Below are 13,543 nucleotides of genomic sequence, written 5' to 3'. Positions count from 1 at the left end.
TCAGCTGACCAGCGACTCCAGCACCTGCGAGCAGGGACCGTCGATCTTCATCGTGGCGAGCTCATCCCCACGGGTGTGACCCCGGTTGACGATGAACACAGGCTTGCCGGTGCGCTTGGCGTGCCGGACGAACCGCAGTCCACTCATGACCGTCAGCGAGGACCCGAGGACGAGGAGGGCATCTGCGTCATCGACCATGGAAAACCCCTGCGTGACAACAGTCTTCGACACGCTTTCTCCGAAGTAGACGATGTCGGGTTTCAGTATTCCGCCGCACATCTGACAGTCGACCATGCTGAAGTCGGTGGTGTCCGCGACGACGACATCGGCGTCGGGCGCGAACTCGATCGCACCGCGGCCACGGATTCGACTGACGAAGTCGGCGTTCACCGGCTCGAGTAAGTCGGCGAGGTGATGCCGGGAGATCTTGTGATCACAGCTGAGACATCTCACCCGCCCGTATGAACCGTGGAGTTCGAGGACGGCGCGGTTGCCGGCCTTGAGGTGCAGCATGTCCACGTTCTGGGTGATCACCCCGCTGACCGCGCCTCGGCGCTCGAGCGTTGCGAGGGCGCGATGGCCTGCGTTGGGTAGCGCGGAGTCCATGTGCCGCCACCCGAGGTGGTTGCGGGCCCAGTAATGGCGTCGGAAGTCAGGGGTGCTGAGGAACATGTCGATCGTCATGGGGGTGCGCGCAGGTGTGCCGGGGCTGCGGTAGTCGGGAATGCCCGAATCGGTGGATACGCCGGCGCCCGTCAGGGCCAGGGTCCGTGCACCGGACAGCAGTTCGCGGAGGCGGTCCATGCGGTCGGGCAGGTCCGGATCGGGCGTTGTCGGCTGGGCTGGTGCCCACTGAACGGGGCGAGTACGCACTTCAACCACAGTACCGGGACTCCCGTCATCGGCAACGGGAAAAGGCTCGGCAACGGGAAAAGGCTCGGCACCCTGATCAGGGGTGCCGAGCCTTCATGGGTCCGGCCGCGTTGTAGGTGTGCGCCGCGGCGGTTCGGGGGTCGGGCGAACCTGGCGTCTTCGTGTAAACGCCCGGCCAGCGCTACCCAGGCGAAGGCCCGTCCGCGAACTGCGCGCGCGGTGGGCCGAACCCCGTCAGGTGCCGACGGTCACGAGGGGATAGACCCCGTTCTCGTCGTGCGTTTCATTACCGACCACAGGCGGGTTGAACACGCAGAGCATGACCATCTGTGTGTCGGCCTTGACGGTATGTCGCTCGTGACCGTTGAGCAGGTACATCGAGCCCGGGCCGAGAGGGTAGACCTCGCCGGTTTCCCGGTCCGTCAGAGTGCCTTCGCCCTCGACGAGCCACACCGCCTCGACGTGGTTGGCGTAGTGGAACTCGTTGACCGAGCCCGCCTTGATGGTGGTCTCGTGAAACGAGAATCCAACCTTGTCGCCGCCGAGCACGATGCGCTTGGAACGCCAATTACCGTTCTCCGCTTCGATGTCACGGTCGGTGCCGGTGATTTCTTGGGTGGTGCGCACGATCATGTATGAAATCCTTTCGATAGCTCAGATTTCGGCCGAATCAGGAGTTGAGGACCTCTGCGGTGGCCTGCCCGAGGATGGCCAGACCCTGATCGAGTTCCTCGTTGGTGATGGTCAGCGGAGGCAGCAACTTCACGACCTCGTCGGACGGACCCGACGTCTCGGCCAGGAGGCCTCGGTCGTACGCGAGCCCACACACCTTGGCGGCCGCGTCGGCGTCCTCGAACACCAGACCCTGGACCATGCCGCGTCCACGGGTGCTGATGCCCTGGTGGGCGCTGCACAGTGAGATGAAGAAGTCGCGGATGCGCTCACCCTTGGCGATGACCTCTTTTTCGAAGGTGTCGTCCGACCAGTACTCTTCGATCGCCTTTTTGGCGGTCACGAAAGCGGGATTGTTCCCGCGGAAGGTTCCGTTGTGCTCACCCGGCGACCACACGTCCAGCTCGGGCTTGAACAGGGTCAGCGCCATCGGCATCCCGTAGCCGCCGATCGACTTCGACATCGTGACGATGTCCGGCGTAATGCCGGCGATCTCGAACGAAAAGAATGGGCCGGTGCGTCCGCAGCCCATCTGCACATCGTCGACGATCAGCAGGATCTCGCGGCGCTTGCAGAGCTCGGCAAGAGCTTGAAGCCATTCCGGCCGTGCGATGTTGACGCCGCCTTCACCTTGAACCGTCTCGACGATGACTGCTGCCGGGCGGTTCAGCCCACTGCCGGAGTCGTCGAGTACGCGCTCGAACCAGCTGAAGTCCTCCATGACGCCGCCGAAATAGTTGTCGAACGGCATCGGGGTGGCGTGTACCAGCGGGATACCGGCGCCCGCACGCTTCATGGAGTTTCCGGTCACCGAAAGGGCACCCAGAGTCATGCCGTGAAATGCGTTGGTGAAGTTGATGATCGAGGTTCGACCGGTCACCTTCCTGGCGAGCTTCAGCGCACTTTCGACCGCATTGGTGCCGGTCGGGCCGGGGAACTGGACCTTGTAGTCGAGTCCACGGGGCTCGAGGATCTTGTCCTGGAACGTCTGCAGGAACTCGCCTTTGGCGACCGTTGACATGTCGAGGCCGTGGGTGATCCCGTCGCTCTCGATGTAGTCGAGGAGTGCGGCCTTCAGGACCGGATTGTTGTGCCCATAGTTGAGCGCTCCGGCCCCGGCGAAGAAGTCGAGGTACTGCTTGCCGTCGCGATCGGTCAACCACGCGCCCTTGGCGCTGGTGAAGATGGCGGGCCAGCCTCGGCTGTAGCTCCGGACCTCGGACTCGCGGGTCTCGAAGATATTGCTGGAAAAGGTCTCTTGCACAGATGCAGTCATTTCGTCCTCCGAAGGGTGCGAAAATTCAGTCGACCATGCGACTGGTGGGCAGCCATCATTCGACTGATGAACAAAGTACTGGCGGGCGGGGGGTCAATCCCCGCGCCTGCCGTCAGCGACCGTGACAGGCCGCGATAGGGGTCGATCCGGGGTGGCGTCGACCGTTCGTCAGATGTCGGTGTCAGCGTCGCGGAGCGACGATGTACAGATCTTCTGGTTCGTGATCATCCGGAAAGTCGTTGGGGGAGAAGAGGTCTTCCCTGCGGAAGTCCATCCCTCGACGTTCGGCGAGGCCGGCGAACAAGGCCTGCGATGCGGTGTTGTCCGGGCTGATGGTGGTGTGCAGCGTGGTGATGCCGCGAGGTTCGAGCCGATCCATCAGCTGGCTCAACATCTTTCCGGCCAATCCGAGTCCCCGCTGGTCGGCGTCGACAGCTACCTGCCACACCATGACCGCGTCCGGGAGTTGCGGGCGCAGATAGCCGGTCACGAAACCGACCACTTTGCCGTCCACCTCGGCGACCACTGAAGTCTGGGCGTAATCCTGACACCACAGAAGGTAGGCGTAACTCGAGTTCAGATCGAGAACTTTCGAGTCACGGGCGATTTCCCAGAGCCGGACTCCGTCGGAAACCTTTGGCTTACGAAATGCCACCGCGTCCGGCGCGGCGGTTAGGGTAGCGCTGATCTGAGTTGGGCTCATATCGATTTTCAAGTTAACAAGGCATCACACCAATGTCACCCACCTACGGGAATTGGTGCCGAAAGCACCCCCTTAGCCCCTGCTCAGCGGTGCTTTGTGAGGTGGCTCACAAATACTTGATCTGTTCAACCAATGCAGACGCATGCCGGTGCGAATCGGCGGTGGATCAAGCTGGACAATGGACATCATGACCCGCATCATCGCCGGCGCCGCCCGGGGCAGACGGCTGTCCGTACCCGAGGCGGGCACCCGGCCGACCACCGACCGCGTCCGGGAAGCGGTCTTCAACATCCTTGCGGCCCGCGTCGATTTCGATGGAGCGGCGGTGCTCGATTTGTTCGCGGGGTCAGGGGCGCTGGGGCTCGAGGCGCTGTCCCGCGGTGCCGCCTCCGTGGTGCTGGTCGAATCCGGAAGCAAGGCGGCCAAGGTGATCGAGGCAAACATCCGCTCCACCGGCCTTACCGGCGCGGTGGTCGCGCGGCGCCGGGTGGTCGATCACCTTCGCACGCAGGGGAAGGTCGCCGACATCGTGTTCGCCGATCCGCCCTACGACCTACCGGATGAGCAACTGTCGGAGCTCCTACGCTTGCTCGCCACAGGTCGCGTTGTGCCTGGCGGGATGGTCGTCGTCGAGCGATCTGCGCGTAGCGCGGCCACAGAGTGGCCAGAAGAGTTCACCGACGTGCAGGTCCGGCAGTACGGCGAGACCCGAATCGAACTGGCCGAGTTCGCGTCCTCGGTCGACGGCGCCGGCGCGGCGGACTGATAACTTGGCAGCCATGTCCGGAGCCGTGTGTCCAGGATCGTTCGACCCCGTGACCTCCGGTCACCTCTATGTGTTCGAGCGCGCAGCCGCCCGTTTCGACGAACTGGTGATCCTGGTGACCGTCAATCCGAAAAAGCATGGATTCTTCGGTATAGACGAGAGGCTCGAGCTGATCAGGGAAACCACTGCGCATCTGCCGAACGTGCGCGTCGACAGTTGGCAAGGGCTTCTCGTCGACTATGTGCGGCAGCAGGGCCTCGACACCATCGTCAAGGGCCTCCGCGGTGCTGTCGATTTCGAGTACGAGATGCCGATGGCGCAGATGAATCGTGATCTGACGGGCGTGGAGACCGTATTCCTGCTCACCGATCCGCGTCTGGCGCACGTTTCCAGCTCGCTCGTCAAGGAGGTCGCACGCCTCGGGGGAGCGGTCGGCGACTTCCTTCCTCCTCTGGTGCACGAGCAGTTGCTGGCGAAGCTGTCCGACGAACGACAGGTCTGACGCCGGAAATTTCTTTCCACACCTGGTGTGCCCTGGGTGTTCGTCCTACCGTAGAGCCGACACACCGGCCCGGTTGCGGCGTCACAGGCGCAACATTGGGCACAATAGTCACAGAATTAACACCAACCACTGATCGCACTGTGACGGGGACGAGTCGACCGGGCTCGTTCGGCATGTGCGGCGAGGAGTGAGGTAGCTGTGTACCGGGTTTTCGAAGCACTGGACGAACTGGGCGCCATCGTCGAAGAAGCGCGCAGTGTTCCGATGACAGCGGGTTGCGTCGTTCCTCGAGGCGACGTTCTCGAGCTGCTGGACGACGTCAAGGACGCCATACCTGGCGACCTGGATGACGCGCAGGACGTCCTCGACCAGCGAGACAAGCTGATCGGCGATGCCCGGATGCATGCCGACACCATGGTCGGTGAAGCCACCGCCGAGGCTGATTCGACGCTCGCTCACGCCAGGTCGGAGGCCGACCGGGTGCTTTCCGAGGCCAAGTCCGCGGCCGATCGGATGGTCGCCGAAGCGCAGTCACATTCGGGACAGTTGCTGTCCGACGCCACCGCGGAGGCCGAGCGCATCGGTTCGGCCGCGCATCGCGAGTACGAGTCGGTGACCGGGCGCGCGCATGCCGAGGCCGAGCGGATGATCGAGTCGGGCAACGCCAACTATGAACGGTCGGTCGCCGAGGGGATTGCCGAGCAGCAGCGGTTGGTCTCCGAGACGGAGGTCGTACAGGCCGCGCGGGCGGAATCCGAGCGGGTGATCGACGCGGCACACGCCGAATCCGATCGTCTGCGCGGCGAATGCGATATCTATGTGGACAACAAACTCGCGGAGTTCGAGGAGCTGCTGACCGGGACGATTCGTTCGGTCAACCGCGGGCGGCAGCAGCTGCGTACCGGGGCGGGTGTCCACGACTACGCCGAGCACGTCCGACGCGGCGACTTCGGTACCGGAATGGCCGTCTGACCCGCGATTTGTGGCGCGGCCGACCCCGCGCGTCATGGATTGCGGCCACAGCCCATCACAGGCGTATCGTGGTTCCTTGTGTCGCAGCGCGAAAACAAACAATCACGCCACGATCGCACCATCGACGGCCCCTTCACCCTGGACATTCGCAGTCTGGGTAGACGGGCCGGCTCGATGCGAGAGGTGCATCGTGCCATCACCCCTGCCCCGCGGATCGGTTTGGACATGATCGCGATCCCGGCGGGCAGTGACGTCGATCTCGACCTACGTCTGGAAGCGGTCTCGGAGGGCGTCCTGGTCACCGGATGCGTCAGCGGCGAGACGGAAGGGCAGTGTGTCCGCTGTCTGGAGCCGATCGCGGGGACTGCCAGCGTGTACGTGACCGAGCTGTACGCGTACCCGAACAGCGCGACGGAACAGACGACCGATGCCGAGGACATTCATCGGATCGTCGACGACAAGATCGATCTCGAGCAAGCGGTTGTCGACGCCGTCGCGCTCGACCTGCCGCACACCCCGCTGTGCCGACCGGACTGTCCGGGATTGTGCCCGGAGTGCGGGATCCGGCTGGACCTCGCCGAGGCCGGTCACCAGCACGATGTCATCGACCCACGCTGGGCTGGATTGGCATCGAAGTTCGCCGAGGATCCTGAGTCGAAAAAGTGACGGACAGCGTTCGTGAGGTGGCCGGCGCAGACGTCGACCATTCAGACCTGCTTGCGGCGCTCGGCATTTCTCTGTCAGACGAAATGCTGACGCTGGCACTGACGCACCGCTCGTACGCGTACGAGCACGGTAGGTTGCCCACCAACGAGCGGCTGGAGTTCCTGGGCGACTCGGTTCTCGGGGTCGTCATCACCGAGCAGCTCTACCGGACGCACCCTGACCGTCCGGAAGGTGAGCTCGCCAAGATCCGAGCCAGCGTCGTGAACATGCACGCGCTCGCCGCAGTTGCGAAAGGCCTCGGCCCGGGTGGACTCGGTGCGCATCTGCGACTCGGTCGCGGCGAAGAAATGACCGGTGGCCGGGACAAGGCGAGCATCCTCGCCGACGGTATGGAAGCGCTCATCGGCGCCATCCACCTCGAACACGGCCTCGAAACTGCGCGGACCACGGTGCTCGCGCTGTTCGAGCCGGCGCTGAATCGGTCGGCGGCACTGGGCGCCGGACTCGACTGGAAGACGTCACTACAGGAACTGACCGCCGAGAAGGGCCTGGGGGTTCCGGCGTACCAGATCACCTCGACCGGCCCTGATCATTGCAAGGAGTTCACCGCGACGGTGATGGTCGGAGGCGATTCGATGGGTTCCGGCGTCGGACGAACCAAGAAAGAAGCCGAACAGATCGCGGCTTCCACCGCGTGGAAAGAGATCTCGGGTACCGGAGACGATGCCTGAACTGCCCGAGGTGGAGGTTGTTCGCCGCGGCCTGCTCGGACATGTGGTGGGTAAACGCATCGTGGCCGTGGAGGTGCTACATCCACGTGCGGTGAGGCGACAGCTCGGCGGCGCCGCAGACCTCATCGGTCTGCTGGCCGGGGCGACGGTGACAGCGGCTCGGCGACGAGGTAAGTATCTGTGGCTCGAGGCGGATCCGGCAGCGGCCGCCGACCCGATCGCCATACTCGTGCACCTCGGCATGAGCGGACAGATGCTCGTCCAGTCCGCGGGCGCAGTCGACGAAAAGCACCTGCGCATCCGCGCCACTCTTGACGACGGCACCGAATTGCGGTTCGTCGACCAGCGAACTTTCGGCTCGTGGATGGTCGACGACATCGTGGGCTCCGTCCCCGCATCGATCGCGCACATCGCACCCGACCCCTTCGACCCCGGTTACGACCAGTCGGCCGTCGTCAAGGTCCTGCGCGGCAAGCACACCGAGATCAAACGTGCTCTTCTCGATCAGACGGTGGTATCCGGGGTCGGGAACATCTACGCCGATGAAGCGCTGTGGCGCAGTCAGATCCACGGTCAGCGGCTCACCGACAAACTGCCGGTCAAGTCGCTGCGCGCAGTGCTCGACAATGCCGCCGCCGTCATGTCCGAGGCACTCGACCAGGGCGGCACCTCGTTCGATGCCTTGTACGTCAACGTCAACGGCCAGTCAGGCTACTTCGAGCGTTCGCTCAACGCCTATGGGCGAGAGGGCAAGCCCTGCCGGCGCTGCGGTGCAGCGATGCGACGGGAGCACTTCATGAATCGCAGTTCCTTCAGCTGCCCCAGGTGCCAGGTTCGCCCGCGGTTCTAGCCGCTGCGCGTCGGGCATGATCGTCATATGACCGTGAACCTGACGCCCGACGAACTGCTGACCACCACTCGAACCGTGCGTAAACGGCTTGACCTGACGAAACCCGTGCCCATCGAACTCGTCAAAGAGTGCCTCGAGATCGCACTCCAGGCGCCGTCGGGATCCAATCGTCAAGGCTGGCAGTGGATTGTCGTCAGCGACCCAGAGGTACGCGCGGCGATCGGGAAGATCTACGGCGAACTCGTCGACGAGTATCTCGCCTCGAACCAGTCGGCAGCGAAGCTGTTCGCCGACGACCCGGACCGCGCGCCCGTCCAGCAGCGGGTCGGCGGCAGCGTCGCGTGGCTCGGCGAGCACATGGGGGAGGTACCGGTCCTGGTGATCCCGTGTATCAAGGCGGGCAAGACCCTGCCGTCGGGAAATCAGGCCGGACTCTGGGGGTCGTTGCTGCCGGCGGTCTGGAGTTTTGCCCTCGCTGCACGTGCCCGCGGGCTCGGCACCGCGTGGACCACGCTGCATCTGCAGCGAGAGGCGGAAATCGCTGAACTCCTCGGGATCCCCGCCGGCTTTCACCAGGCGGCATTGATCCCGACGGCGTTCTACACGGGCGACACGTTCAAGCCGGCGCCGCGCGAACCTCTCGACAACCTGCTCCACATCGACCGTTGGTGACCCCTGTGGCGTCGACGCTCCGGCTGAGTCCCGCGGAATTGCGGGGTACGGCAGCGTGTTCAATATGGACATGAGCGCAACCGAACCAGTGACCAGTGAGCAGCATGCGACAGAACTGTGGGTTCAGCGAACCGGCAGCAGGCGATACACCGGGCGCAGCAGCCGCGGCGCCGAGGTCCTCATCGGTTCGCAGGACGTCGAGGGAGCCTTCACGCCAGGAGAGTTGCTGAAGATCGCGCTCGCCGCCTGTACCGGGATGAGTTCGGACAAACCACTCTCGCGCAGGCTCGGAGACGACTACGACGCGATCGTGCGCGTGCGCGGGGACGCAGACCGGGAGAACGAGTTCTATCCGGCGTTGAGTGAGGTGCTCGAGGTAGATCTGTCCGAGCTGGACCCGGACGCGGCCAAACGGTTGCTGGTCGTGGTCGAACGGGCCGTGGACGCGGTGTGCACGGTGGGGCGGACCCTCAAGGCGGGAACCACCGTCGACCTGCGTATCGACACGGAGTAGGACCGTGGCCGAGCACCCAGGACCTGATTCGGACCGAGTTCGGCTGACCGCCTGGGTGCACGGGCACGTGCAGGGCGTCGGATTCCGGTGGTGGACGCGTGCCCGGGCACTCGAACTGGGGCTCGTGGGGTCCGCGACGAACCAGGCCGATGGCCGTGTCCTGATCGTGGCAGAAGGTCGCAGGGCGGACTGCGACAACTTGTTGGGCCTGCTCGACCAGGGGCGGAGCCCGGGTCAGGTGGACACGGTGGTGACGGATTGGGGACCCGCCCGCGGTGGCTTGACAGGCTTTGTCGAGCGCTGATCCCTCCCCGCCCGGCCCCGCCCGATCACACCGCCCGCCCACACCGACGAAGGTGATGGGTACGCTCAAGCGCTGTGCACCTGAAAAGTCTGACCCTCAAGGGCTTCAAGTCCTTTGCGTCAGCAACCACCCTGCGGTTCGAACCGGGGATCACCTGTGTGGTGGGCCCCAACGGTTCGGGCAAATCGAACGTCGTCGACGCTCTGACCTGGGTGATGGGCGAGCAGGGCGCGAAAGCGCTGCGCGGAGGGAAGATGGAGGACGTCATCTTCGCGGGCACATCTGGCCGCGCCCCCCTGGGGCGTGCGGAGGTGACGCTGACCATCGACAACTCCGACGGCGCTCTACCCATCGACTACTCCGAGGTGTCGGTGACGAGGCGGATGTTCCGCGACGGTGCCGGAGAGTACGAGATCAACGGCAGCTCGTGCCGGCTGATGGACGTGCAAGAACTGCTCAGCGACTCCGGGATAGGCCGGGAGATGCATGTCATCGTCGGCCAGGGACGGCTGGCGGCGATCCTGGAGTCGCGACCGGAGGAGCGTCGGGCCTTCATCGAAGAAGCCGCCGGTGTCCTCAAACATCGCAAGCGCAAAGAAAAAGCGGTTCGCAAGCTCGACGCCATGCAGTCGAATCTGGCGCGTCTGGGCGACCTCACAGCCGAACTACGTCGTCAGCTCAAACCACTTGGTAGGCAGGCTGAGGTCGCCCGCCGGGCCCAAACCGTCCAGGCCGACCTGCGCGATGCCCGATTGCGTTTGGCTGCAGATGATCTGGTGATCCGTCGTGACGAACTGGCGGAGCAACGTACCACCGAGGCGGAACTCCGCAGGCAGCAAGACGAGCTGGCGCACCGCCTCGACGAACTCGGTGGCCAGGTCGATGAGAACGAGAAGTATCTGGCGCAGATCGTCCCGGCTGCCAACGACGCCGGCCAGGCCTGGTTCGCGTTGTCGGCGCTGACCGAGCGCGTGGGGGCAACCTGCCGAATCGCCGGCGAGCGCAGCCGGTACCTCGCGGAACCGGTGCGCAACGACTCCGGGCGCGATCCCGATGAGCTCGACCGCCAGGCAGAGGTCGCAGCGGAGGAGGAGTTCATCCTCACCGAGACCGTCGAAGCGACCGCTGAGGCCCTCGACGACGCGAAAGTTGCGCTGAGCGAACGTGAACAGGAAGCCGCGGCGGCGCAGCAGCAGCACCTGGCCGCGGTGCGCGCGGTTGCCGATCGCCGCGAGGGGCTGGCGCGGCTCGAGGGTCAGGTGAACAATCTCCGCACCAAGGTCGAATCGATCGACGCCGAGGCGACCCGTCTGGGTGCGGCGATCGACAACGCAGTCGCCAGGGCGACCGAGGCCGCCGACGAGTTCGACGCGGTCCAGGCCACCGTCGCCGGCCTCGATGCCTCCGAGCTGGGGTTGGACGAGCACCACGAGCGCAGCGTCGCGGCGTTGAACCAGGCGAATGAACGGGTCGCGGAACTGCAGGCCGCCGAGCGCGCCGCGGAACAGCGGGTCACCTCGCTCGGCGCCCGGATCGACGCGCTCGCAGTCGGTCTCGAGCGCAAGGACGGTGGCGCCTGGTTGCTGGAGAACAGGGCCGGTGAACTGCTGGGGCCGATGTCGTCGCTGCTGCGCGTGCGCGGCGGTTACGAGGCGGCGATCGCTGCTGCCATGGGGCCGGCAGCTGATGCGGTGGCGACGGCGGACCTACCGGCCGCCCGTTCCGCCCTGTCGTCTCTGCGAGAGAACGAGGGTGGGCGCGCTGCGGTCTTGATCGGCGGCGTCGACCCGACCGGCCGCGGCTCAGCCGGCCTTCCGGCGGGCGCGGTCTGGGCGCTCGACGTCGTCGACGGTCCGGACACTCTCCAGGGAGCCCTGGAACTGCTGCTGGGCTACACCGTCGTCGCGGACGATGTGTCGATCGCGGAAGCAGTGCTCGACGAGGCCGTCGGTGCAGTCCCATACCTGGGTTCACTTCGGGTCGTGACACTCGACGGCGATCTGATCGGAGCGGGCTGGCGCAGCGGCGGAACCGGCGCGCGCCCGTCGACCATCGAGGTGCAGTCGGCGATCGATTCCGCACGTGCCGAACTCGAGCAATCGCGGCGACGCAGTGAAGAACTGGTCGCCGCGCTCGCCGGGGCCCTCGCGCAGCAGACCGAACGCCGAGAGACCGCTGAGCAGGCGCTGGCTGCGCTGCACGAGTCGGACGCCGAGTTGGGTGCGGTGTACGAGCAATTGGCGCGGCTCGGTCAGACTGCCCGTGCGGCGCAGGAAGAGTCGACCCGGCTCATCAATCAGCGGGCTAAGGCGGAAGACGGCCGCACCGAGGCTCTGGCGAAGCTGGCGGAGTTCGAGGAACGATTGCGCCTGGCCCGCGACGACAGCGAAGAGACCCCCTCGGAAGGGGATCTGCCCGACAGCGATCGTGACCGGACGGCCGCCGCCGTGACCGAGGCACGTTCGGTGGAGATGGAGGCACGTCTCGCCCTGCGCAGCGCTGAGGAGCGGTTGGCCTCTGTGCGGGGCAAGTCGGATTCCCTCCGGCGTGCGGCACGCGCAGAGCGAGAAGCACGCGAGCGGGCCGAACGCCAGAACCGCGCCCGTCGGCACGCGGCGAGTGTGGCCGAAGTCGTATTCGAGTGCGGTGGTCTGATCGCTCAAAGGCTCGAAACCGCAGTGGCCGGGGCACAGACGCACCGTGACGATCTCGAGCGGGAGCGTCGGGTCCGCACGGAACAACTGGACGTGGCCAAGAAGGCCGCTGCGGAGGTCGGGGCGCAGCTGAGCGCATTGCGTGACGCTGTGCACCGCGACGAGGTGGCCAAGGCGCAGGTGGCACTTCGGATCGAACAACTCGAAGAGCAGATCATGGGGGACTTCTCGATCAGTCCGGATGATCTGGTGGCGGAGTACGGCCCCGATGTCACGATGCCGCCGTCAGAACTCGAGATGGCGGAGTACGAGCAGGCGAAAGAACGCGGCGAGATGGTCGTCGCGCCCACCCCGATACCGTACGACCGGGCGACCCAGCAGGCCCGCGCGAAGAAGGCACAGCGCGACCTCAACACACTGGGAAAGGTCAATCCGCTTGCGTTGGAAGAGTTTGCCGCGCTCGAGGAGAGGTACAACTTTCTGTCGACTCAGCTCGAGGACGTGAAAAAGGCGCGACAGGACCTTCTCGATGTGGTGCAGGACGTCGACAGCCGGATCCTGCAGGTCTTCACCGAGGCCTACGCCGACGTCGAACGCGAGTTCGTCGAGGTGTTCAAGACACTCTTCCCGGGCGGCGACGGCCGTCTCATCCTGACCAACCCATCCGACATGCTGACCACGGGTATCGACGTGGAAGCGCGACCGCCCGGGAAGAAGGTGAAGCGCCTCTCCCTGCTGTCCGGCGGCGAGAAGTCACTGACCGCGGTGGCCATGCTGGTGGCGATCTTCCGCGCCCGCCCGTCGCCGTTCTACGTGATGGACGAGGTGGAGGCCGCCCTCGACGACACCAACCTCCGTCGTCTTATCACGCTGTTCGAGCAACTACGCGAAAAATCGCAGCTCATCGTGATCACTCACCAGAAGCCCACCATGGAAGTTGCGGATGCTCTCTACGGTGTGAGCATGCAGGGCGACGGCATCACCACCGTCATCTCGCAGCGCATGCGCGGACAGGACCTGCCGGCGCCGACCACAGGCTAGCTGTCTTGCTCGTTGTCCTGTCCAACGGGGAACTTCGCGGCCATCGCGTACCTGATGGCGACGTACCGTTCGAGGAACGCGCGCTCGTCCAGTTTCTTACGGCGCATCCACGCGGTCACCTCGTCGTTGCATTTGCTGGCGTTGCAGGAACCGCAGGCGGGCGCGATGTTGTCCAGGGTGTACCGGCCCCCACGTGAGATGGGGAGCACGCAATCTCGTTGCAGCGGGCGGTCATCCGCGCCGCAGTACGCGCAACCTTCCCAGGCCGCCTTGAGTTGCGACCACTGTTCGTCACTCAGGTCGTGCTCGACGCGGGCCATCCGGCGGCGGCGTTTGCGCGCGTATCT

15 protein-coding genes are annotated in these 13,543 nt (G+C 65.1%); 10 read left to right on the top strand and 5 right to left on the bottom strand.

Annotation, left to right across the window (positions count from 1 at the left end; genetic code table 11):
• The 4 genes from BH683_RS23250 to ectA form a co-directional block, all read right to left on the bottom strand.
• The gene (locus tag BH683_RS23250; protein WP_084838631.1) at positions 1 to 873 is read right to left on the bottom strand and encodes a Sir2 family NAD-dependent protein deacetylase; all 873 of its coding nucleotides are present in this window, start codon (positions 871 to 873) and stop codon (positions 1 to 3) included.
• A gap of 234 nt (positions 874 to 1,107) precedes the next feature.
• Positions 1,108 to 1,506: an ectoine synthase gene (locus tag BH683_RS23245; RefSeq protein ID WP_084838630.1), complete on the bottom strand. Its 399-nt coding sequence runs from the start codon at positions 1,504 to 1,506 to the stop codon at positions 1,108 to 1,110.
• Positions 1,507 to 1,543: 37 nt separating this feature from the next.
• Positions 1,544 to 2,821: a diaminobutyrate--2-oxoglutarate transaminase gene (gene ectB / locus BH683_RS23240; protein ID WP_084838629.1), complete on the bottom strand. Its 1,278-nt coding sequence runs from the start codon at positions 2,819 to 2,821 to the stop codon at positions 1,544 to 1,546.
• A gap of 181 nt (positions 2,822 to 3,002) precedes the next feature.
• A complete protein-coding gene (ectA, locus tag BH683_RS23235; RefSeq protein WP_084838628.1) occupies positions 3,003 to 3,524 on the bottom strand; it encodes a diaminobutyrate acetyltransferase in 522 nt (173 codons plus the stop codon).
• Positions 3,525 to 3,711: 187 nt separating this feature from the next.
• On the opposite strand from ectA, the gene rsmD reads away from it, so the two are divergent.
• The 10 genes from rsmD (at position 3,712) to smc (ending at position 13,196) form a co-directional block, all read left to right on the top strand.
• Positions 3,712 to 4,290: a 16S rRNA (guanine(966)-N(2))-methyltransferase RsmD gene (gene rsmD, locus BH683_RS23230; RefSeq protein ID WP_084838723.1), complete on the top strand. Its 579-nt coding sequence runs from the start codon at positions 3,712 to 3,714 to the stop codon at positions 4,288 to 4,290.
• Between the two features lie 13 nt (positions 4,291 to 4,303).
• Entirely contained in the window at positions 4,304 to 4,792 is a 489-nt protein-coding gene (gene coaD / locus BH683_RS23225; protein WP_084838627.1) for a pantetheine-phosphate adenylyltransferase, read from the top strand.
• Positions 4,793 to 4,990: 198 nt separating this feature from the next.
• Complete coding sequence (locus BH683_RS23220) at positions 4,991 to 5,764, top strand: DivIVA domain-containing protein (RefSeq protein ID WP_084838626.1); 774 nt, start codon at positions 4,991 to 4,993, stop codon at positions 5,762 to 5,764.
• A 174-nt stretch (positions 5,765 to 5,938) separates the two neighbouring features.
• Positions 5,939 to 6,430 carry a YceD family protein gene (locus tag BH683_RS23215; protein ID WP_084838722.1) on the top strand — a complete coding sequence of 164 codons (492 nt, stop codon included), beginning with the start codon at positions 5,939 to 5,941 and terminating at the stop codon, positions 6,428 to 6,430.
• Complete coding sequence (gene rnc, locus BH683_RS23210) at positions 6,427 to 7,161, top strand: ribonuclease III (protein WP_084838625.1); 735 nt, start codon at positions 6,427 to 6,429, stop codon at positions 7,159 to 7,161. Before BH683_RS23215 ends, rnc begins: the two co-directional genes overlap by 4 nt.
• On the top strand, positions 7,154 to 8,011 hold the full coding sequence (gene mutM, locus BH683_RS23205; RefSeq protein WP_084838624.1) for a bifunctional DNA-formamidopyrimidine glycosylase/DNA-(apurinic or apyrimidinic site) lyase: 858 nt from the start codon (positions 7,154 to 7,156) through the stop codon (positions 8,009 to 8,011). Before rnc ends, mutM begins: the two co-directional genes overlap by 8 nt.
• 27 nt (positions 8,012 to 8,038) lie before the next feature.
• Positions 8,039 to 8,683 (top strand): nitroreductase family protein, encoded by a 645-nt coding sequence (locus tag BH683_RS23200; RefSeq protein ID WP_084838623.1) that lies wholly within the window; start codon positions 8,039 to 8,041, stop codon positions 8,681 to 8,683.
• Positions 8,684 to 8,753: 70 nt separating this feature from the next.
• On the top strand, positions 8,754 to 9,197 hold the full coding sequence (locus BH683_RS23195) for an OsmC family protein (RefSeq protein WP_094647701.1): 444 nt from the start codon (positions 8,754 to 8,756) through the stop codon (positions 9,195 to 9,197).
• 4 nt (positions 9,198 to 9,201) lie between these two features.
• Positions 9,202 to 9,501: an acylphosphatase gene (locus BH683_RS23190; protein ID WP_084838621.1), complete on the top strand. Its 300-nt coding sequence runs from the start codon at positions 9,202 to 9,204 to the stop codon at positions 9,499 to 9,501.
• A gap of 74 nt (positions 9,502 to 9,575) precedes the next feature.
• Positions 9,576 to 13,196 carry a chromosome segregation protein SMC gene (gene smc / locus BH683_RS23185; protein ID WP_084838620.1) on the top strand — a complete coding sequence of 1,207 codons (3,621 nt, stop codon included), beginning with the start codon at positions 9,576 to 9,578 and terminating at the stop codon, positions 13,194 to 13,196.
• Here smc and BH683_RS23180 read toward each other — a convergent pair.
• Entirely contained in the window at positions 13,193 to 13,516 is a 324-nt protein-coding gene (locus BH683_RS23180) for an HNH endonuclease signature motif containing protein (RefSeq protein WP_084838721.1), read from the bottom strand. The two genes, smc and BH683_RS23180, sit on opposite strands and share 4 nt — an antisense overlap.
• Between the last annotated feature and the right edge of the window lie 27 nt (positions 13,517 to 13,543).

Origin of the sequence: Williamsia sp. 1138 (genome assembly GCF_002095435.2) — a bacterium.
In the GTDB taxonomy this organism is placed as follows: domain Bacteria; phylum Actinomycetota; class Actinomycetes; order Mycobacteriales; family Mycobacteriaceae; genus Williamsia.
This window is presented reverse-complemented; position numbering and strand designations above follow the sequence as displayed.

Coding starts and splice junctions, on each gene's coding strand:
- BH683_RS23195 (WP_094647701.1), top strand. CDS start 8,754: ATGAGCGCAACCGAACCAGTGACCAGTGAGCAGCATGCGACAGAACTG.
- coaD (WP_084838627.1), top strand. CDS start 4,304: ATGTCCGGAGCCGTGTGTCCAGGATCGTTCGACCCCGTGACCTCCGGT.
- rsmD (WP_084838723.1), top strand. CDS start 3,712: ATGACCCGCATCATCGCCGGCGCCGCCCGGGGCAGACGGCTGTCCGTA.
- ectB (WP_084838629.1), bottom strand. CDS start 2,821: ATGACTGCATCTGTGCAAGAGACCTTTTCCAGCAATATCTTCGAGACC.
- BH683_RS23215 (WP_084838722.1), top strand. CDS start 5,939: ATGCGAGAGGTGCATCGTGCCATCACCCCTGCCCCGCGGATCGGTTTG.
- BH683_RS23245 (WP_084838630.1), bottom strand. CDS start 1,506: ATGATCGTGCGCACCACCCAAGAAATCACCGGCACCGACCGTGACATC.
- ectA (WP_084838628.1), bottom strand. CDS start 3,524: ATGAGCCCAACTCAGATCAGCGCTACCCTAACCGCCGCGCCGGACGCG.
- BH683_RS23200 (WP_084838623.1), top strand. CDS start 8,039: ATGACCGTGAACCTGACGCCCGACGAACTGCTGACCACCACTCGAACC.
- mutM (WP_084838624.1), top strand. CDS start 7,154: ATGCCTGAACTGCCCGAGGTGGAGGTTGTTCGCCGCGGCCTGCTCGGA.
- BH683_RS23180 (WP_084838721.1), bottom strand. CDS start 13,516: ATGGCCCGCGTCGAGCACGACCTGAGTGACGAACAGTGGTCGCAACTC.